The sequence below is a fragment of the Amycolatopsis sp. NPDC104775 genome (assembly GCF_055583325.1).
In genome coordinates this window covers 1,171,540-1,191,159 of sequence record NZ_JBVJOE010000001.1, presented here as the reverse complement: position 1 = coordinate 1,191,159, position 19,620 = coordinate 1,171,540, and the positions used below count along the sequence as shown (strand labels likewise).

Genomic DNA, 19,620 nt, shown 5'->3' with positions numbered 1-19,620 from the left:
CGTCAGGACGCGGGCGCGTCCTCGGCGGGCTTCTTGTCCCAGATCTGGCCGTGCAGGCCGACGAACAGCAAAAGGAACGCGACGGTCAGGAGAATGTGCCCCAGCCCGGCGATCCCGGCGATCGCCGCGCCGGATTCCTTGCCCAGCACGGTGAGCGTGCCGTGCGCGACCATCCCGCCGACCGTGACGAGCATCCCGGCGTGGTAGATCCAGAAGAACGGCGCGAACGACCTCGTCGCCGAGAGCGTGAACACCTTGTCCAGCACCAGGACGATCAGGAACACCAGTGTCCCGAGCGCGAGCAGGTGAGTGTGCACAATGGACAGCTGGGTGTCGCCGGTGAAGTGCTTCGCCTTGGTCAGCTCGCGGTAATACAGCCCGGCGAGCAGACCCAGGATCGTGTAGATCGCGGCGGCCCAGTAGATCTTCTTCGTCATCGGTTCTCCTCGGCGCCGGCGGTGGCCGGCTGGTGGATCCGTCCGTCGACGACCTCGTGCACCGAGTCGACCCCTTCGAGGTGGGAGCGGTCGTGGGTGACCAGCACGGTCGCCGTCGCCTGTTGGTGCGTGATGGTAGTGAGCAGATCGAGCACCGCCGCGCCGCGGTCCCGGTCCAGCGCGCTCGTCGGTTCGTCGACCAGCAGCACGGCGGGCTCGTTCATCAAGGCGCGCGCGATGTTCACGCGCTGCTGCTGTCCGCCGGACAGCTGTCCTGGCCGGTGCGCCGCGCGATCGGCGAGCCCGACCGCGTCGAGCAGCTCCTTCGCTCGTTTCGCCGCCTCGCGGCGCGGCGTTCCGCTCAGGTGCGCCATGACCTCCAGTTGCTCCACCGCGGTGAGCGACGCGAGAAGATTCGGCTGCTGGAACACGATCCCGATCTTGGTGCGGCGCAGTTCCGCCAGCGCGGCCCGGTCCAGGCCGGTCGTGTCGACGCCGCCGGCGACCACGCGTCCGCGATCGGGCCGGATGAGCGTCGCGGCGACCGCCAGCAGGCTCGACTTGCCGGACCCGGACGGTCCGACCACCGCGGCGACGCTTCCGGCGGGCACGTGCAGGTCGACCTGGTCGAGGGCGGTGAGGCGGGAATCGCCGTCGGGGTAGGTGAGGGTGATGCCGGACAGGTGCAGGCTCATCAATGCGCTCCGGAAGTGAGGGCGGTCAACGGGTCGACGGAAGTGATGCGGCGGATCGCCAGCGCGGCGCCGAGCACGCCGAGCACGACCAGCACCGCGGCCGGGCCGAGCAAGGTGCCCGCGCTGAGCACGAACGGCACCGTTCCCGACGCGACGGCTCCGAGCGCGGCAGCGAGTCCCGTTCCGAGCACGGTCCCGCCGACGAGCAGCACGACGGCTTGGCCGAGGGCGTCCCGCAGCAGGTACTTCGTGGTCGCGCCGAGGGCTTTCAGCACCGCGATGTCGCGGCTGCGCTGGATCGTCCACACCGTGAAGAACGCACCGATCACCAGCGCGGAGATCACGAACAGGAAGCCGCGCATGAGCTGGAGCGAGCTGTTTTCCGCCGAGTACGAGCCGATCGCGGACAACGCGTCGTCCTTCGCGACGGTGCGAGTGCCTAGGCGCGCGTCCGCCGCGGTGAAATCGGTGGACGGATCGGTGGTCAGGCCGAGCACTGTCGCGTTTGGACCGTCGAGGTGTGTCCACACCACCGGAAGATGGCTGTATGACGCGTCTCCGTCGATGGCGGACACAGTGACCTGGTGACCTTGCAGCGTGAGCTGGTCGCCTTTGCTGGCCTTCAACGCGTCCGCCGCGCCCGTGGACAGCACGACCGTCCCGGGACTCGGGTTCCGGACCGCGAACGACGCCACCGTGGCGGTGCGTTCGCCGGCCGCCGCGCTGGCCGTGCTGATCGCGATCGGCTCCACGCTGGTCACTCCCGGAACCTTGGCGTACTGCTCGGCCTGTTCCCGGGTCACTGTGGACTGTCCAAAGGAGAGGGATCCGCTGCCGGGTTCGGCGAAGACCAGGTGGTCGGCCTTCAACCTGGTGATCGCGGACGTGCTTTGCGCGGCCAGCCCGGCAGTGAGCCCGGACAACAGCCCGACCAGCAACGTCATCAGCACGACGACGGTCCCCATCAACGCGAACCGCCCTTTGGCGAAGCGCAGATCCCGCCACGCGACGAACATGGGCATGCCTTCCTTCTCGGTGTGCCTTCCAGCCTCGTCCGGGCGGGCCGAGGCGACATCGCGCCGCGGATGGCCTCCGCGGAATCGATGGACGCACTCGCCGCTCAACCTTTCGATTGATGCGAAGTACGGACGGAGCACGGACAATCGAGGCAGGAGGCTTTTTCGTGAACCCGCACACCCTGGACCGGCCGCTGCGCGTGCTGCGCGTCTGCCTGCACCTCCTGCTGGCCGGGCTGCTGGTGCTCGCCGTCGCGCGCGCGTTCGCCGACGGCCTCCCGCACGCCCCCGCCGTACTGGCCGGCGCGCTGGTTCTGGGCGGCGTCTACACCGCGGGTCCGCTGCTGTCCCGCGTCGGCCGGTTGCCGGGAGCGACGGCCGGATGGCTGGCCGTGCTGGGTATAGCGTGGCTCGTTCTGCTGTGGCTCACTCCCGACGGAGTGTGGCTGGCCTTCCCCCTGTATTTCCTGCAAATGCACCTGCTGCCGACCCGCTGGGGCCTGGCCGTCGTCGCGCTGACCACGGTGCTGGCGATCGCCGGTTTCACGCGCCACCAAGGCGGATTCAGCGTCGGGGTGATCATCGGCCCGGCGCTCGGGGCGGCGGTCGCGGTCGCCACCGTGCTCGGCTACCAGGCGCTCTACCGCGAAAGCGAACATCGGCGGCAGCTCATCGAGGAACTGCGCGAAACCCGCAACGACCTCGCCGCGATGGAACACTCCGCGGGCGTCCTCGCCGAACGGGAACGCCTCGCCCGGGAAATCCACGACACCCTCGCCCAAGGCCTGTCGAGCATCCACCTGCTGCTCCGCGCCGCCGAACGCGCCCTGCCAGACCGTCCCGAGGCGGCGGTCCCGCATGTCACGCAGGCCCGGCAAGCCGCCCAGGACAACCTCACCGAGGCCCGCCGCCTCGTCTACGCCCTGGCTCCGGTGGAGCTGGAAGGCGCTTCGTTGCCAGCGGCACTGGAACGCCTGTGCGCGACCACGCAGCAGCGGTCCGGCCTGACTGTCCACTTTCACCTCAGCGGCACCGCATTCGACGTGCCGACTGCGTACGAGGTCGCTTTGCTGCGCATCGCCCAGTCGGCGCTGGCCAACACCGTCCGGCACGCCGCGGCCAGCCGAGCCGAACTGACCTTGAGCTATATGGACACGAGCGTCACCCTGGACGCCGTGGACGACGGCATCGGCTTCGACCCGCAAGCCGTCCGCGGCGGCAGTGGATTCGGCCTGCCCGCGATGCGTGCCCGCGCCCGGTCGCTGGGCGGCTCGTGGACCGTGGAATCCTCGCCCGGAAACGGCACCGCGCTGGCCGTAAGCTTCCCCGTGGAGCCGCGATGATCCGCCTGCTGCTGGCCGACGACCACCCGGTCGTCCGCGCCGGACTGCGTGCGGTCCTGGAGACCGAGCCGGACCTGGAGGTCGTCGCCGAGGCCTCGTCCGCCGAGGAAGCCGTGCGGCTGGCGGCGGGGGTGGACGTCGTGCTGATGGACCTCCAGTTCGGCTCCGGGAAGCACGGCTCCGAAGCGACCGCGGAGATCACCGCGGCGGCGGACGCGCCGAAAGTGCTGGTCCTGACCACGTACGACACGGACGGCGACATCCTGGCCGCGATCGAGGCGGGCGCGACCGGGTATCTGCTCAAGGACGCCCCGCCGGAGGACCTCGCCGCCGCGGTGCGGAACGCCGCCGCCGGGCAGACCGTGCTGGCCCCCGCCGTCGCCCACCGGCTGATGAACCGCATGCGCGCCCCGGCGGCCGCGTTGTCGCCCCGGGAGATCGAGGTGCTCGGGCTGGTCGCCGACGGATTGTCGAACCTGGAGATCAGCAAGAGGCTGTTTTTGAGCCAGGCGACGGTGAAATCGCACCTGGTGCACATCTACACGAAACTGGGAGTGGATTCCCGGACCGCGGCGGTGGCGGCGGGGAAGGCACAGGGCTTGATCCGGCGCTGACGTAGCCGAGCACCAGCACGATCAGGCACAGGCGGAAGGTCGCGGGCCAGGATTTCATCGCTGCCCGGATTGTCTTGTTCAGTTCGGCGACCATGGGGTCCTCTCTCCGGCGGTGTGCCCCGAGAGTCGCGGGTTCCGGCAGCTGGCGGAGTTGTTCGGGTGAACAATGCGGGTCCCGGGTGAACAATGGGGACTTGTTCGCGAACAAGGGGGAGCGGATGGCAGGACGTCCGTGGGGTCCGGTCAAGTCCGGCGACCCGGCCACCCGGGACGCGGTGCTGTGGCTGCGGGGCCTGATCGAGCGTTCGGGCAAGACAGTCCGGGACGTCGCGGCGGCGTGCGGCTGCAATTCCACGACGGTGTCGACGCGGCTGAACGGGAGCAAGCCGCCTTCGCTGGAATTCGGCGACCAGGTGATCGAGGCGTGTGCGCCGCGGGCGACGTGGCCTGCGAAGAAGGCGGAATTCCGGAAGCTGCTGAACCGGCCCCGTGCCCCCGCGCCGACGCTGGTGGTACCGGACGCCCGAACCCGCGTCCTGGACGCTCAGGCGGAGACGGCCCAGGCGCAGGCGCAGACGATCCGGGTGCTGGACGAGCTGAGCCGCACCAAGGACCAGCTGCTCGCGGGCATCCGGCTGGAATTCCAGGCCGCGCACGTCATCACGGCTCTGCGCAAGGTGCTGGTGCGCTTGATCGGCATCGGCGGCCCGGCCGCCAGCGAACGCGAGTGGGCCCGCAACTGCCTGGAGCAGGCGAAGGCGGAACGAGACCGCGCGGAACGCTTGGCGGAGCGGGCACAGGAGGTGCTCGACGCGCTGGGCGAGCGGTTCGCCGCTCCGGAGATGCCTCCTGCGGAGCCGATCATCACCCCCGACGGCGTGCTGGTCGACGTCACGGCCGGGCTGACGAATGTCCAGCAGTTCTTGGACGAGCAGGACGCGCAGCTGAGCCGCTGGGAAGGCGGGGTATCGGCCGCGGACGCGGCCGCCCGGCTGCGAGCGCAGTACGTCGATGCCCCGATGGCGGTGGCGATCCTCGACGCCGACGACGCCTTTTTGTGGACGAACCGGCTTTTCCCGGAACTGGTCAAGTACTCCAGCGAAGAACTGGCCTCGATGCGATGGACGGACGTCGTGCGAGGCTGGACCGATCGGGATGACCACATGCTGCTGTGCGGGAACAAGGAGCTGCTCAACTGCAAGGTGGATCGGTGGCCGGTATCCGGTTTTCAGGTCGCGTTGGTTCATGAACTGTACGATTCGGAACAATTCGGGGCACGTTCGCTGGCGTGGCTGAACTTCTGGTTCACCAGCGTCGGAGGATTTGATTCGGAAAAGATCGGCGCGTTGCGGATCCGTTTCGAGATCAACTGCCCGGACGAGGAGCTGGAGACCGAGAATTACCGGATGATCTTCCGCTTGGTCTCCACGGGGCGGGTGGTGGTGAGCCTCGGGGAGGATGCTTACCTTCTGGTCTTCGACGGCCGGGTGACGAACTTGCCGGACATCATCCAGGACGTGCGCCGGTTGTTCGAAAATTCCGGAAAGGTGTCCTTCGAAGCGGCCGTGGCTCCCTTCGCGTTCCGGAAAAACTCGCCGGAAGAGCTGCTGTGGCAGGTGGAAACCTCGGCCCGCTGGGCGGAGGCCGTCCGGGGCGACCGGCTTTGGACCGTGGCGGACCCGTGTTTTCCCGAGACGGAGCCACGCCCTCGCGAGCCGCTGCGGTGCCAGCCGATGGTCGACGAGTTCCGGAAGATCACCCGGCTCCGGGTGATGAACGCGATTTCGCCCGAGGTTTTCGGCGGTGCGGTCGATCAGCTGCGCCAGTGGGAAGCCGACGAGAGCCTGGCGTACGTGCCGGACCTGGAGTTCGACGTCACCGCCGAGGATTTGCGCGCGAGCGACTGGAGAAAGCACCTCCCGCAGCGGAAAAGCGGACCCAGTGTCCATCTGGTGCTCGGCGAACTGCGGGATTTCGAGACCTACGCTCTGCTGCGCCGCTTCGAGTACCGAGGCGGCGTCGCGGTGCGGTCCGTGCGGCTCGGCTCCGGGGTGCGGTCCGTCCTGGGCGTCCCGTATCCGGGAACCGACGGAATGGAGGCCTTGCCGCCGACCGACGCCGCCGGGATCGAAAAACTGCTGCGCCACCGGCGATGAGCCGACGTCCGGACGGAACGCCCCAGCCCGCAGGCGGGTGACCGTAGTAGCCCCTCCCTCCGGACCGGGCGACAATACCCAGCGGGAGGAGGCGCGCCGATGACGCTGTTCGCGATGGCCGTAGTCCTCTTCGCGGGCCTGGCCGGACCGCTGCTCGCCACCCCGAAACGCGCCCGGATCCCGATCGTCGTGGGAGAAATCCTGCTCGGCGTCGTGGTCGGCCGGACCGGATTCGGCTGGGTGCACGCCGATGATCCGATTCTCTCCTACATCGCCTCCGCGGGCTTCGCGCTCGTGATGCTCGTCGCGGGCAGCCACGTCCCGTTGCGAGACTCGGCGCTGCGAATCGCGGCGGCTCGGGGGACATTGCTGGCCGCGACGGTGGGCGTGTTGTCCGTGCCGGCCGGATTCGGGGTGGCGGCGCTCGTCGGCACCGGGCACGGGCTGCTTTACGCGGTCCTCATCGCCTCCAGTTCGGCGGCCTTGGTGATGCCGGTGGTGAACGAGGCGAAACTGGCCACGCCGCCCGCGATCGCGTTGATCGTGCAGGTCGCGATCGCGGACACGGCGTGCGTCGTGGCGCTTCCGCTGGCGGCCGCGCCGGAGCGGGCGGGGCCGGCGGCGCTGGGCGCGCTGGCGGTCGTCGCGGCCGGTGCGGTGTGGTTCGCGGTCCTGCGGTGGCTGCATTCCCGCGGTCTCGTCGACAAAGCGCACGACCTCAGCAAGTCCCGGCATTTCGGCCTCGAACTCCGGATCGCGTTGATCGTCCTTTTCGGACTCGCCGGGCTCGCCCAGCTGGCCGGGGTGTCGGTGCTGCTGGCGGGATTCGCCGCGGGGCTCGCGCTGGCCGCGGTGGGGGAGCCGAGGCGGCTCGCCCGGCAGTTGTTCGCGGTGACCGACGGCTTCCTCGGGCCGGTGTTTTTCGTGTGGCTGGGCGCTTCGCTCGATCTGCGCGCGCTCGGCCAGCATCCGGTGATGCTCGTGCTGGCGGCATTGCTCGCGGCCGGTTCGGTCGTGGTCCACGGCGCGACGCGGCTGCTGGGACAGCCGTTGCCGCTGGCTGTGCTCGCCGGTGCGCAACTGGGGGTGCCGGTCGCGGCGGTCACGCTCGGCGCCCGCGAACGGCTGCTCGCTCCGGGCGAGGGCGGAGCGATTCTCGCCGCGGCGCTGATCAGCGTCGCGGTAACGGCGTGGGCCGCGTCCCGCGCCGTCCACGACGGCAAAGAGAACGAATCGAGGGAGGCGTCATGAAAGAACACTGGAAAGACGAACCCGACGACCACGATTACCCGGCGGCCTTCGACTACCTCACCCTCGTCGCGGCCGAGGAGACCGCGACCGGCCTGGTCGGCCAGCTGAAGGAAGCGGACCTGACGCACCGCAAGGCGAAGGACATCCTGCGGGCCAGCAAGCTCAAGCTCCTGCCCGAGGACAACGCGCACGTGGCGAAGGACCTCGGGAAGGTCAAGGACGGCAAGGCGCTCTCGCCGGTGCTGCTCGTCCGCGGGCATGGCCACCCCGGCCTCGAGACGGCCGACGACCTCGTCATCGCGGACGGTTACCACCGCGTGTGCGCTTCGTATCACCTCGACGAAAATGCCGACATTCCGTGCAAATTGATTTGACCGCCGCGGGCATTCCGAATTGATTGCGAAGACCGGCTGGTCGTAACGCCTGTCCGCGGTTGTCGATCTTTCGTTGCGAGATCGACGAGACAGGCGGAGCGAGTGGACGAGCACGACATCGAGAGCCATCCGGACCTGATGGATCCGGACTGGCGGCGGCACGCCGAGAAAGAAGCCTGGACCGGCCTGCGCCGCCAGCGCGGACGGGCGCGGCGGCGCAAGCTGGTCGGCATCGGCGCGGCGGCAGTCGTCGTCGTGGCCGCGGCCGGGTTTTACCTGTGGAAGCAGGGGACGGCCCCGGAGGAGGTCGCCGGAAGCAGCCCGGCCGCGCCCGCGGCGACCACCACCGCGTCCGCGCCGACCGAACTCCCCGAATCCGGGCACGTGGACCTGGCCCGGCCGTTCCTCAACACCCCGGCGCAGAACTGGCCCGAGGGCATCGCGGGCCTGACGATCCCGGCACCGGCCAAGGTCGGCTCGTTCTCCGCCAAACAGGTCGGGGACGCGCAGGAACAGGTCAAGCACGCGGTCGAGGTCGCGCAGTTCGACAAGGACGTCCTGGAGGGGCATCACGCCGACGGGTACATCGGGCTTTTCGCTCCGGGCAGCAGGGCGGACCTCCAAATCAACACCCAGGACTACGTGGTCTACCTGGCGGACGGCTACCGCCTGCTGCCCGTGCGGCCGAGGATGACCGGGAAGATGACCGTGCGGCCGGGCAAGGCGGGGGAGCTGTACCTGCACGTCTCCTACGTGGTCGCCTACGCCTTCGATCCGGGCAATCATGTGCTCGAGGGCCCTGGCGACATGGAGCCGTTCGTGCGGGTCGACACCGACTACGTCGTGCGCGGCGGTTCGTCCTGGGAGCAGGGCAGCCGCGGCCTGTGGATGGGCAAGTTCGAAGGGTTCTTCACCCGGGTCTCGTGCGACGCGCTCAAGAACCGCCAGCTCGGTCCCGAGTTCGCCGACCCGAACTTCACCGGCCCCTCGCTGACCCCCGAACCAGGGCAGTTCGATCCGGACAAACCGGTTCCGGCCAAGGGGAACTGCCGCGAATAGCCGAGGTCCCGGGCCGCCCGGCACCGGGCGGAGCGCCGATCGGGCATTCGGCTGACCGACGCCGGGGCGCGGCCCGGTACCATCACTCCCGATGATCACGAATGCGTCTCGGCGGGCGGGGTCCGGCGCCGTCGCCCCGTGGCGGGTCGACGAGGTCGGACGGAAGGTGCGGCTGCGCGAGGTCCGCCCCGGCGACCAGCGCACCCTGGCCGGATTCGACCGGGACTCGGTCCGCGTGCGGGATCCGCGGGTCGGCGGCTACCGGCATTGGGCCACGCATCGCGCGCACTCGTCCCCGGACGGGTTCCACTTCGCGATCGAGACGCTGCACAACCGGACGCTGGTCGGTTCCGTCTGGGTCGAAACGGATCCGTTCTCCGGCCGGTTCAGCTACGGCATCGGGATCGGCCCGCAGCACCGCCGGTGCGGATACGCCGCCGACGCGGTCGCGCTGCTGCTGGCGTTCATGTTCGGGCGGTGCCGGTACCGGGCGTGCGAGGTGAGCGTCAACGGCAGCAATTTCGCTTCGCTGGCGCTGCACGGCGAACTGGGTTTCCGGGAAGCGGCCCGGCTCCGCGACGCCGAGGTGCTGCGCGGGGAGGTCAAGTACCCGGTGCTGATGAGCATCACCGCCGAGCAGTTCGCCGAGCGCTACCTGGCCCTGACGGCCCGCGGTTCCGGCCGGTCCTCGTCGCGCGGGCGGCACTGGCGGGTGCAGCGTCCCGGACGGCACCGCCGCGTCGCCTACTCCACCGGCGGCTAGCTCCCATTTCTCCAAGCCCTCCAGCGCGCCGGTCTGCGACGCTGGCCGGGTGATCGAGCGCATCATCGCCTACTCCGAAGGCCCCGGCGACGCCGCGACCCGCGATTTCCACGTCCACGTGCTCGGGCTCGACGTCGCCATGGACGATCCCGTTCTCGGCTTCCGCAGCCGCGACCAGCCCGCCGCCCAGGTGCTCGTGCTTCCGCCCGGGAGCACCGATCCCGTTCCGCGGTGGGGGATCGACCTCGGCGCACCGGAAGCGGTGGACGCGGCCCACGCGGAGGCGGTGCGGCGGGGGCTGCGGGTGGTTTATCCGCTCACCGACGAGCCGTGGGGCGTGCGGCGGTTTTTCGTGACGGACCCGGGCGGCAATGTCGTTAATGTGCTCGCCCATCTGCCGGGCAGCGGGTAGCGGGTCGCGTTTCCTTGGGGGGCTGCGGGCGGTTCATCCGTTCGCCGACGATCCGGGCGGCACGGTGCTCGTCCAGGTGACGGGCAGTTCGCGCACCGAGTAGAAGATCGCGTTCTCGTTGAACTCCAAGCGATCCAGCGGCGCGGCCAGCGCCAGCGTCGGCACTCGTCGGCGCAAGGTGGAGTACGCGACCTCCAGCTCCATCCGGGCCAGCGGATCCCGGTTCGCGGTGCTCTTCACCGCGATGATGCCCTCGCCCGCGCGAATCAGTTGCCCACCGATTTCCAGGTCCGCCAAGGCAACGCGGCGACTCGGTGTGCATGGCGGCGGTGGTGTCGTGCCCGGCGACCAGAAGAAGCTGCCCCAGCACGGCGATCTCGCGCGGCGTCAGCACCCCGCGTTGCTCGGCGGCCAGTTTGCCGAGCAAGCCCGGTTCGGCGGTTTTCGCGGCGACGAGGTCTTCCAGATACGCGTTCAGCTCTTCGCTGGCCGCCACGGCGCGCGCCGGATCAGGGTCGTCCATGACGAGGGTGCGGGCCACGCCCTGGAAGAAATCGCGGTCCGCGTAAGGAACGCCGGGCAGTTCGCAGATCACCAGCGAAGGGAGCGGCAGGGCGAACGCGCCGACCAGATCGGCCGGATCCGGCCCGGCGAGGAGCTGATCGAGAAGATCGTCGACCAGTTCCTGAACGCGCGGCCGCAACGCGTCGCGAGCCTTGCTGACCGCGTTGGTGTGCGGAAAGCCGGGCCGCGCGACGTCGACGCCGACGCGCGGATCCGCCAGCACCGCACGGACATCGGCGTACCGGGTGATCAGCCAGGGCTCGCTGCCGTCCCACAGCCGCACCCGCGACACCGGCGGCCGTTTCGTCAGCCCGGGCGCGGGATCGAAGGGGCATCCCGCCGCCCGTGCCATGGGAAAGATGTCCTCGCCGCTCATGCGAACTCCTCACGTCGGTGTGCCTGAGTTCGCAGCATGGCTGTCCGGGGGACCCGGTAATCAGGCAAATCGGACGCGAAGTGCGTCACTTCCGGGCGGGGTTACCTCCTGGCCGCCGGAAGGTCGAGCGCGGGGTTCTGGTTCCTGATGGCGGACCCGTTGGTCTCCCACCAGTCCTTGGCCTTCGGGTTCGAGTGGTAGGTGACCTGCCATTCGCCCGCGTACGGGTCGCTCGTGTTCTCCCGGCCCGGCTTGGGCTTCCACGTCGTGGTGACGTCGTAGGTCGAGCCCTCGGTGTCGATGTTCTTGATGTCCGGGTCTTTGTCGGTCTTGCCGTACTGCAGGTTGGGGGTGTTGTCCCGTTCCCGTCCGGCGTCGTGCCATTTCTGCTCGGCTTCGCGCATCTCGCGCTCTTTGTCGCGGAACGCCTTGGTTTCCGGCTGCTCCTCGAACTTCTTCTCGGCGTTGTCGCGGAACTTCTTCTCCTGCGCGGCCTGCTGCTCCGGGGAAAGCCTGTCCCAGGCGTCCTTGTTCTTGGCCTTCTGCTTCTCGAAAGCGTTGTCGGTCTTGGCGTCCCAGTCCGCCTTCCGGCCGTCGTGCTCCCACTTCGCGTCGTCGTGCGCTTCCTTTTTGACGTCGTAGTCGGCCTTGGCGTCGTTGACCTTCTTGTCGATCGGGCCGGTCTTCGTCTTGGCGATTTCCGCCGCCTTGTGCGAGAAGACGTCCCGGTGCCATTCCTCGTGGATCCGGCCCGGGTACTTGGTGCCCATCTGCCCGTCGAAGGGGAGGTTGATCCGGTCCGTCTGGTGCTTGTTCTGGTGCGAGTCGACGTAGACCTTCATGTTGTCGCCGTACTTCTCGCCGGGGAACGACAGGCCGTTCTCGTCGTAATGCGCGGGCTGGGTGCGGTCGCCCGGCTGCCGTCCCGCCTGGTTCCCGCCGCCCGCGCGATCGCCGACGCCGCCGCTGTTCTTGCCGCACGTGCCGGTGCCCGAACCCTTCGGGGCCAGCCCGAGCGGATCGCAGGCGGCCAGCGGGTTGCCGACGTAGGCGGCCGGGTTCGGGGAGGGCGCGAGACCCAGCGGGTCCTGGCTGAGGTAGCGGCCGGTGGCCGGGTCGTAGTAGCGGTAGACGTTGTAGTACAGGCCGGATTCCGCGTCGGCGTACTGGCCGGGGAAGCGCAGCGGCGTCGGGGCGTCCGCGGCGCCGGAGTGCCACAGGCCCGCGCCGCCCGCGCGCCACACCGTGCGCCCGGCGGCGTCGAGCAGCGCCGCGGGGGTGCCGACGAGGTCGGTGACGATGGTCCGGAACACCTCGTCGACCGTCGCGGGCTGGTCGATCTGCAGGATCGGCCGGTCGCCGTCGGGGTGGTGCTCCCACGTGGTGACGCGGCGGTTGCCCGCGGCGTCGACGTGGCTCTGCTCCACGAGTTTCGTGCCGCTCCAGGTGAACTCCCAGGATTCGGCGACCTGGTTCCCGCCGACGACCCGCTTCTTGCCCACGCGGCGGCCCAGCGGGTCGTACCGGTACTGCCAGACGTCGCCGTCCGGTGTCGTCAGCGAGAGCAGCCGGTCCTGGCCGCCCCAGACGTAGCGCCAGATCCGGTCGCCCTCGCGGCGCGAGACCATCCGGCCCTGGCGGTCGTGCTCGAACACGGCGGGGCCGGCGGACCGGACGGTGTTGCCGCGGTAGGTGTGCGGTCCGGCGGCGGACGCGACCAGGTTGCCCGCGACGTCGTACCGGTACAGCTCGCCCCTGCCCGGCCGGTGCAGCTGGACCACGCGGCCGGCGGCGTCGAGTTCGATCCGGGTCGTCCCGGTCTCGTCGGCCACGCCGGTCAGGAGGCCGTCGAGCCGGTAGGAGAACCGGCGGCGGGCCTCGCCCGCGCTCTGCTCGACCAGGTTGTCGTCCGCGTCGAAGACCTGGGACACCGCGACCTGGCCGTCGACGACCCGGCGGATCTCCCGGCCGCCGCTGTCGTGGGCGAACTCCACGGAGTGGCCGCCGATGCGGAGGCTTTCCGGCCGTCCGAACCGGTCGAACTCCCAGCGGCTTTCGACCCCGGCGGGCGTCCGGCGGGTCACGACGCCTCCGCCGCGGGTGCGGGTGACGGTGCGCCCGTCCGTCGTTTCGCTGACCACGGTGCCGTATTCGTCGTAGACGACGTGCAGTTCGACGCCGTCGGCCTCGGCGTAGACGAGGTTGCCGAGTTCGTCGTGCCGGTAGGTGGTGATCAGCGACGGCGAAGCCTGGAGTTTCAGATTGCCCAGTTCGTCGTACTCGTAACGGGTTTCCTCGCCGTTGCCGTCGACCGTGCTGACGAGCCGGCCGCCGCGGTCGTAGCCGTACCGCAGCACGCGCCCGTCGAAGTCGGTCTCCTCGACGACCCGGCCCGCGGCGTCGCGCCGGTAGGTCCATTTCAGACCGGCCGCGTTGGTGACTTCGGTCAGCCGCAGTTCGGTGTCGTAGGCGTACTCGGTGCGCGCGCCGGTGGTGTCGGTCGTCGCGGTGCGGAGGCCGAACACGCCGTATTCCGCGGCCGAGCTGAACCCGGCCCGGTCGGTGCGGCCGATCTCGTGGCCGTCGGCGTCGTAGCGGCGCGTTTCCCTTGCCCCGGAAGGAAGGATCCGGAGGGCTTCGGCGCCCTCGACGGTCCACCCGAGCCGGATCCGCTCGCCCGAACGGTTCGGCATCGTGCGCGGGCGGCCGAAGAGGTCCCGCTCGATCCGGACGGACTGCCCGCCGGGGGCGTCCGTCCCGGCCTCGCGGACGGTTTCTCCCCGATAGGTCAGGGATCCCGACACGCCGATCGGTTCGCGATAGGGATTCGGCCGGTCCTCGCCGCGGTGCACGCGGGTCACCCAGGAGCCGTCCGCGCCCCGCGTCCGCAGGGTCAGCTCGACGCCGTCGTCGCGCACGTGGACCACCGAGCCGTCGCCGCGGGTGACGGCCGTGAGGACGCCGTTCTCGTCGTGGGTGAACTCCGCGGTGGTGCCGTCCGGGAAGGTCCGGCTCAGCAGCTGGCCCTGGCCGTCCCAGACCGACGTCAGCTCGCCGCCGGTCTGGTCGACGATCCGCACGACCTGCTTGTTCGCGTTGTAGTGGTATTCGCTCTTCGCGCCGAGCGAATCGGTGTACGTGGTGACCCGGCGTTCGAGGTCGTAGGCGAACGACCCGCTGAAAAAGCCCCGCGGCCCGGCGGTGCGCACGCAGCGGCCGGAGCGGTCGTAGCCGTAGCGGTACCAGGTGCCGGTGCGGTCCTGCCAGCCGACGAGCCTGCCTTCGAGGTCGTAGTCGTAGGTCTGGGGCAGGCCGGAGGAGTTCACCACTCGCGCGAGGTGGCCTTGCGGGTTGTAGCCGAACGAAGCCACCTTGACCGCCGGGCCGCCGTCCGGGTCGACGACTTCGATGCCGGTGATCCGGTTCGCGGTCGCGGTCAGCCGCACGACCGGGCCGTCCGAATGCCGCAGCAGCGCGGGCGCGCCGCCCGGGCCGTGCTCGAAACCGATCCGCGGTCCCCGCTCGACGTCGATCGCGACGAGCGGCAGCACGCCCGCGCGTTCGCCTTCCACCGGAGCGAATTCCAGCGTCTGGCGGTGCGCGGCGTCTTCCAGCACGTAGGTCTCGCCCTCCCGGCGCAGCGGCAGCCGCGGGCCGGAGACGGGGAAAACGGCGTCTTCCGCGGCGGAGGCCGGGTAGGTCAGGACCATGCCGTCGGCGGAGTAGAAGCGGACCTCGGCGCCGTCGAACTCGAGCCGCTGGTCCACAGTGGACGTCCACGTGGGACCGAACCACCGGCCGGACCGGTAGGACGACACGTGCGTGCGTTCCAGCGCCTGTTCCGGCGCGCCGGGCAGGAGCAGGTCGGCGACGGTCATCATGACCTCGCCGCTGACCACGTCGACCGGGTCGCCGCAGCCCTCCTTGTCCTCGGACCGGGTTTCGTCGTTTTTGTTGGCGTTGTTGTTCTTCGGGTCGTTCCCGTTCTCGCCGGGGCGTTTTTCGCTGTGGCCGCCGGTGCTGCCGTTGCCGCCGGGCTCGCCGCCGCGATCGGATCCGCCGGGGGAGGGCTGGTTGTCGTTCTTGTGGTCTTTCGGGGCGTTGTGGTCGCCGGAAGTGTGGGTGTTGCCGTCGTGGCCGCCGCCGCTGTGGTCGCCCGAGGTCGTGGTGCTCTCGTTGTCCTTGGAGCCGCCCTTGGGCTTCTCGGATTTGACGTTGATGTCCTTGGGCGTGTGCGTGGCGCCGCCCTTGCCGCTCTTGAGACCCTTCAACGCCTTCCCGGCGTCCTCGAACAGGGTGCCGGCCTTCTTCAGCAGCGGGACCAGCGCTTTGAGCGCCTTGACCAGCTTCGCGGTCACCTTCGCGATCGTCGAGGCGGTCTTCGCGACCGCGGTCACGACCTGCGGGACCACCCACGCCATCCCGATCCCGAGCGTGAACACCACCTGCAACGCCCACGAGATCAAGTGCCCGACCAGATCCGCGATCGTGTCCCGCACCAGCGTCCGGACCGCCGCGACCACCTCGCCCGCGGTCTTGACCCCGCTGGCCGCGCCCTCGCTGCCCTTCTGCGCGCTCGCGATCAGCGCCGAGGTGTCCTCGGCCCGCTTCCGGTAAGCGTCGGCCGCTTCGCCCTGCCAGCTCTCCAGGTCCTTCTTGACCAGCTCGCCCAGCTCGGTCGAAACCCCTTCGAGCTCCTTGGCGACGTTCGTCCAGGTCTCCGCCTGGGATTTGATCTCGTCCGCGTTGCCGGTCAGCGCGTTGAGCGCTTCCTTCAACGGGCCGACGTGCTCCATCAGCCAGCCCACGCCCGCGGCCAGGATCGCGCCGAACGGGTCCATCACCGCGGTGAGCACGTCCAGCGCGGTGCCCACCGCCCCGATCGCGACCGACGCCCAGTTCTTGCTCTCGATCCCCTGCTTGAGCGTCTCCGCGTCCTCCAGCAACGGCACACCCGACAACGCCGTCGTCGAATCTTTCACCGGCGCGATCAAGGGATTGGTCATCGGGCGTGGTACTCCTGGCTGTGCACGGGCAGGACAACGTGACGGAGTCGCTCCGCCATGCGCCGAGGTTATCGCTCCCCTCGCGGCCTTGCGGCAACAGCACAGCCGCGATGCCTCAACGTCTCGGACGGCTGCCCGAACACACCAGGTCAGCCGTCCGCGGCGCCCGGTTCGCCGGGACGTTCGACCACGCTCCACAGAAACGAGTACCTGCGCCCGGCGGGTTCCTCGCGCGCGACGAATTCGTCCAGCAGCGCGTCCATCCGCTTGTGCAGCTCAGCCGCGGCCTCGTCGCTCAGCCGGACCACGCCGCGGCGGGTCTGCCGGATCGACTCAGGGTCGCCTTCGAGCATTTCGGCGCGGTGTGCGTCCAGGGTCGCCAGTTCGACGCGCGCGGTCAGCGCGGGGTCGCCCGCCTGGTCGAGGTCGAGGTGCCAGGTCCGCCGCGTCGTCCGGTAGGGGCGTTCCCAGGCGCCGAGGTCGCTCCGGCGGGCCGGTTCGGCGACGAGGAAACCGGCTTCGGCGAGCGCGTGCACCCGGCGCAGCACGGTGGCCGGCGACTCCTCGAGCCGTTTCGCCAGCTGCTGGTTCGTCCACGCGGAATCCAGGCACAGCCGCAGAATCCGCCAGCTCAGCGGGTGCGCGAGCGCGCGGAGGTCGTCGGCGGTCGCCCGGCGCGGGAGGCAGTCGTCCATTGACAGCAGCTTAACCGATTTGCTTCGATGGTATCGATATCAGAAAATGAAATCACTGGAGGTCCGGGTGCGCCGCATCGAGTCGTACGTCGAGCAGAACCGGGAGCGGCACGAGGCGGAGCTGGCCGAGTGGATCGGCGTGCCCAGCGTGAGCGCCACCGGCGAGGGGATGGCCGGCGCGGCCGAGTTCGCGTGCGGGCTGCTGCGGCGCAGCGGGCTCGACGCGCGGCAGGTCGAAACCGGCGGCTGGCCCTTGGTGGTGGGGCACGCCGAAGGCTCGGCGGGCGCTCCGCACGTGGTGATCTACGGCCATTACGACGTCCAGCCGGCCGGACCGCTGTCGGCGTGGGACAGCCCGCCGTTCGAGGCCAGCATCCGCGACGGCCGGATGTACGGACGCGGCACGGGGGACAACAAGGGCCAGCATCTCGCGCAGCTGCTTGCCTTGCGCGCGCTCGCCGAGACCGGCGGACTGCCGTGCAGCGTGACGGTGCTGCTCGACGGCGAGGAGGAAATCGGCAGTCCGAACCTGGAATCCGCGCTCGCCGATCTGCGCGACGAGTGGGACGCGGACCTGGTGCTGTGGAGCGACGGCCCGGTGCACGACAGCGGCGAGCCGACGGTCAGCCTCGGCGTGCGCGGCGCGGTCCGGTTCGAGATCCGGGTGCCGGGCGCTCCGGCGGCGCTGCATTCGGGCAACTGGGGCGGGGTCGCGCCGAATCCGGCGTGGGAGCTGGTGTGGCTGCTGTCGACGATGCGCTCGCCGGAAGGCGAGATCCTGGTCAAGGGATTCGCCGACGGCATGGTCCCGCTGAGCCCTTCGGAACGCGCCGCGCTGGACGCGCTTCCGGTCGACGTGCCCGTCGCGCTCGCCGAGGTCGGGCTGGACCGGATGGACGTGCCCGAAGGCGCCGGTTTCACCGACCGGCTCGCCTCGCCGACGTTCAGCATCAACTCACTGTCCTGTTTGGACGAAGGCGACCACCGGACGGTCATCCCGGCCGTCGCGGTCGCCCGCTGCGACATCCGGACGGTCGGCGGCCAGCGCGCCTCGACGGTCCTCGAAGCCCTGCGCGCCCACCTCGCCGAACACCTTCCGCACGCCGAACTGCACGTCCCGGGCGGGCTGATGGAAGCGTCCCGGACGTTGCCGGAATCGCCTTACACCAAGGTGATCACCGACGCGGTCAGCGCGGCCGCCGGACGCCCGGCAGTGCTGGTGCCCGCGATGGGCGGCAGCCTGCCGATCGCGGCGTTGTCCGACGGGCTCGGGCTCCCGTGCTACGGGATCCCGCTGGCGAACGTCGACGAGCACAACCACGGCCCTAACGAGAATTTCGAACTCGCTCGTTTCCACTCCGGAATCGCCGCCGCCGCGAACGTCCTGATCGAACTGGGCAAGCAGCGCTGATCTTCCGCACATGGTTGTTCCGGGCCGCTGTGCCCGGAGCCGCGATTCACCAACGACGCCGAACCGCTTACCGCCCCCGGAGGCGACCATGTCGATTCCCGCACCCGATTCCCCTGCACTGAGAACCGAGAACAGCCCTTCGCCGCGTTCATCCCGGATCGTGGTCGCGGCCACGATCGGCAACACCCTGGAATGGTTCAGCCTCGGGGCCTACACGTTGTTCGCCGACGTGCTGGCGAAACAATTCTTTCCCACCGCGGATCCGGCGGTCTCGCTGATGCTCGCCTTCGCGAGCGTCGCTGTCGCGTATTTGATCCGCCCGTTCGGCGGGATGATTCTCGGCTCCTACGCCGACCGCGCGGGCCGCAAAGCCGCGCTGGTGTGGTCGATCCGGATCATGGCGGTGGCGTCGCTGCTGATCGCGATCATGCCGAACTACGCGACGATCGGGATCGCGGCGCCGCTCGGACTGGTGTTCGCCAATCTGCTGCAGGGCTTCTCGGCGGGCGGCGAATTCGGCAGCGCGACCGCGTATCTCGTGGAGAGCAACCGGAAACGCCGCGGCTTCATGGGCAGCTGGGGCGCGGCGAGCCAGGGGCTGAGCACGCTGCTGGGCATCGTGTTCGCCGCCGTGCTGAGCGCCGTGCTCACCGAAGCGCAGCTCGGGTCGTGGGGCTGGCGGATCCCGTTCGCCTTCGGCCTGCTGATCGCGCCGATCGGCTACTACATCCGGCGGCACGTGGAGGAATCCCCGGCTTTCGAGGAAGACGCCGCGCAGGCCCCGCTGCGGGAAGTCCTGCGCTCGCAGAAAACCCGGATCCTGGTCGCGATGGGCGCGATGGCGGTGTCCACCGCGATCAGCTACCTGATCATCTACATGCCGACCTTCGCCATCCGGAACCTCGGCCTGCCCAAGTCGCTGGCCTTCACCACGACGATCGTCACCCAGATAGTGCTGACCGTCCTCGCTCCGATCGCCGGGCGGCTGTCCGACCGGACCGGCCGGATCCCGCTGATGGCGGCCGCCTGCTCGGTGATGCTGCTGGCCATCTTCCCGCTGTTCCTCGCTTTGAACAGCCAGCCGACGTTCGCCGTGATGACCGCGGTGATGGCCGCGATCGGCCTGGTCAAGGTCTGGTACGTCGGCCCGCTGGGCACGATGATGGCCGACGTCTTCCCGACCCGGACCCGCGCGACCGGGCTGTCGGTCAGCTACAACCTCACGGCGTCGCTCTTCGGCGGGTTCACGCCGCTGGTGGTGATCTGGCTGATCCAGGCGACGGGGAGCAATCTGGCGCCGAGTTATTACGTGATGGCGCTGGCGGTGCTGAGCCTGGGAGCGCTGGCTTTCGCGCGGAAACGGCTTCGGGTGCGCTGATCTGTCCTTTGTGGACTGATGAGGACGCGCGATCCCGGGAGGGTCGCGCGTCCTGCCGTCCGCGAGCATG

General features: G+C 69.8%; 15 protein-coding genes and 1 pseudogene. 10 read left to right on the top strand and 6 right to left on the bottom strand.

Translation table 11 applies throughout. The annotated features are described in order from the left end of the window. Positions 1-2: 2 nt before the first annotated feature. Genes ACZ63D_RS05135 through ACZ63D_RS05125 form a run of 3 tightly spaced genes read right to left on the bottom strand, consistent with a single transcriptional unit; the run spans position 3 to position 2,148 of the window. Positions 3-437, bottom strand: coding sequence for a DUF2871 domain-containing protein (locus ACZ63D_RS05135; protein WP_465353017.1), 435 nt, complete (start codon positions 435-437; stop codon positions 3-5). Beyond that, a complete protein-coding gene (locus tag ACZ63D_RS05130) occupies positions 434-1,132 on the bottom strand; it encodes an ABC transporter ATP-binding protein (RefSeq protein ID WP_465353016.1) in 699 nt (232 codons plus the stop codon). Before ACZ63D_RS05130 ends, ACZ63D_RS05135 begins: the two co-directional genes overlap by 4 nt. Then, positions 1,132-2,148 carry an ABC transporter permease gene (locus ACZ63D_RS05125; RefSeq protein ID WP_465353696.1) on the bottom strand — a complete coding sequence of 339 codons (1,017 nt, stop codon included), beginning with the start codon at positions 2,146-2,148 and terminating at the stop codon, positions 1,132-1,134. The genes ACZ63D_RS05130 and ACZ63D_RS05125 overlap by 1 nt, the downstream gene beginning before the upstream one ends. Positions 2,149-2,315: 167 nt before the next feature. On the opposite strand from ACZ63D_RS05125, the gene ACZ63D_RS05120 reads away from it, so the two are divergent. The 8 genes from ACZ63D_RS05120 (at position 2,316) to ACZ63D_RS05085 (ending at position 10,120) form a co-directional block, all read left to right on the top strand. Next, positions 2,316-3,491: a sensor histidine kinase gene (locus tag ACZ63D_RS05120; RefSeq protein WP_465353015.1), complete on the top strand. Its 1,176-nt coding sequence runs from the start codon at positions 2,316-2,318 to the stop codon at positions 3,489-3,491. After that, positions 3,488-4,105, top strand: coding sequence for a response regulator (locus ACZ63D_RS05115; protein ID WP_465353014.1), 618 nt, complete (start codon positions 3,488-3,490; stop codon positions 4,103-4,105). Before ACZ63D_RS05120 ends, ACZ63D_RS05115 begins: the two co-directional genes overlap by 4 nt. Before the next feature lie 218 nt (positions 4,106-4,323). Beyond that, positions 4,324-6,261: a hypothetical protein gene (locus ACZ63D_RS05110; RefSeq protein ID WP_465353013.1), complete on the top strand. Its 1,938-nt coding sequence runs from the start codon at positions 4,324-4,326 to the stop codon at positions 6,259-6,261. A gap of 99 nt (positions 6,262-6,360) precedes the next feature. After that, positions 6,361-7,512 carry a cation:proton antiporter gene (locus ACZ63D_RS05105; RefSeq protein ID WP_465353012.1) on the top strand — a complete coding sequence of 384 codons (1,152 nt, stop codon included), beginning with the start codon at positions 6,361-6,363 and terminating at the stop codon, positions 7,510-7,512. Next, a complete protein-coding gene (locus tag ACZ63D_RS05100) occupies positions 7,509-7,886 on the top strand; it encodes a hypothetical protein (RefSeq protein ID WP_465353011.1) in 378 nt (125 codons plus the stop codon). The genes ACZ63D_RS05105 and ACZ63D_RS05100 overlap by 4 nt, the downstream gene beginning before the upstream one ends. A gap of 102 nt (positions 7,887-7,988) precedes the next feature. Then, positions 7,989-8,945 (top strand): hypothetical protein, encoded by a 957-nt coding sequence (locus ACZ63D_RS05095; protein WP_465353010.1) that lies wholly within the window; start codon positions 7,989-7,991, stop codon positions 8,943-8,945. A gap of 166 nt (positions 8,946-9,111) precedes the next feature. Next, entirely contained in the window at positions 9,112-9,708 is a 597-nt protein-coding gene (locus ACZ63D_RS05090) for a GNAT family N-acetyltransferase (protein ID WP_465353695.1), read from the top strand. A 49-nt stretch (positions 9,709-9,757) separates the two neighbouring features. Next, positions 9,758-10,120, top strand: a complete 363-nt coding sequence (locus ACZ63D_RS05085; RefSeq protein WP_465353009.1) for a VOC family protein — start codon at positions 9,758-9,760, stop codon at positions 10,118-10,120. 33 nt (positions 10,121-10,153) lie between these two features. Here the strand turns inward: ACZ63D_RS05085 and ACZ63D_RS05080 are convergent. The 3 genes and pseudogenes from ACZ63D_RS05080 to ACZ63D_RS05070 form a co-directional block, all read right to left on the bottom strand. Continuing rightward, positions 10,154-11,060, bottom strand: a pseudogene (locus tag ACZ63D_RS05080) (cytochrome P450 family protein). Between the two features lie 101 nt (positions 11,061-11,161). Then, a complete protein-coding gene (locus tag ACZ63D_RS05075) occupies positions 11,162-16,066 on the bottom strand; it encodes an RHS repeat-associated core domain-containing protein (protein ID WP_465353008.1) in 4,905 nt (1,634 codons plus the stop codon). 149 nt (positions 16,067-16,215) lie between these two features. Further along, complete coding sequence (locus tag ACZ63D_RS05070; RefSeq protein ID WP_465353007.1) at positions 16,216-16,761, bottom strand: ArsR/SmtB family transcription factor; 546 nt, start codon at positions 16,759-16,761, stop codon at positions 16,216-16,218. A gap of 46 nt (positions 16,762-16,807) precedes the next feature. On the opposite strand from ACZ63D_RS05070, the gene ACZ63D_RS05065 reads away from it, so the two are divergent. Continuing rightward, the gene (locus ACZ63D_RS05065) at positions 16,808-18,172 is read left to right on the top strand and encodes a M20/M25/M40 family metallo-hydrolase (protein ID WP_465353006.1); all 1,365 of its coding nucleotides are present in this window, start codon (positions 16,808-16,810) and stop codon (positions 18,170-18,172) included. A 160-nt stretch (positions 18,173-18,332) separates the two neighbouring features. Then, positions 18,333-19,550, top strand: a complete 1,218-nt coding sequence (locus ACZ63D_RS05060; RefSeq protein WP_465353005.1) for an MFS transporter — start codon at positions 18,333-18,335, stop codon at positions 19,548-19,550. Positions 19,551-19,620 lie beyond the last annotated feature (70 nt).

Coding starts and splice junctions, on each gene's coding strand:
- ACZ63D_RS05135 (WP_465353017.1), bottom strand. CDS start 437: ATGACGAAGAAGATCTACTGGGCCGCCGCGATCTACACGATCCTGGGT.
- ACZ63D_RS05130 (WP_465353016.1), bottom strand. CDS start 1,132: ATGAGCCTGCACCTGTCCGGCATCACCCTCACCTACCCCGACGGCGAT.
- ACZ63D_RS05125 (WP_465353696.1), bottom strand. CDS start 2,148: ATGTTCGTCGCGTGGCGGGATCTGCGCTTCGCCAAAGGGCGGTTCGCG.
- ACZ63D_RS05115 (WP_465353014.1), top strand. CDS start 3,488: ATGATCCGCCTGCTGCTGGCCGACGACCACCCGGTCGTCCGCGCCGGA.
- ACZ63D_RS05110 (WP_465353013.1), top strand. CDS start 4,324: ATGGCAGGACGTCCGTGGGGTCCGGTCAAGTCCGGCGACCCGGCCACC.
- ACZ63D_RS05105 (WP_465353012.1), top strand. CDS start 6,361: ATGACGCTGTTCGCGATGGCCGTAGTCCTCTTCGCGGGCCTGGCCGGA.
- ACZ63D_RS05100 (WP_465353011.1), top strand. CDS start 7,509: ATGAAAGAACACTGGAAAGACGAACCCGACGACCACGATTACCCGGCG.
- ACZ63D_RS05075 (WP_465353008.1), bottom strand. CDS start 16,066: ATGACCAATCCCTTGATCGCGCCGGTGAAAGATTCGACGACGGCGTTG.
- ACZ63D_RS05070 (WP_465353007.1), bottom strand. CDS start 16,761: ATGGACGACTGCCTCCCGCGCCGGGCGACCGCCGACGACCTCCGCGCG.
- ACZ63D_RS05065 (WP_465353006.1), top strand. CDS start 16,808: ATGAAATCACTGGAGGTCCGGGTGCGCCGCATCGAGTCGTACGTCGAG.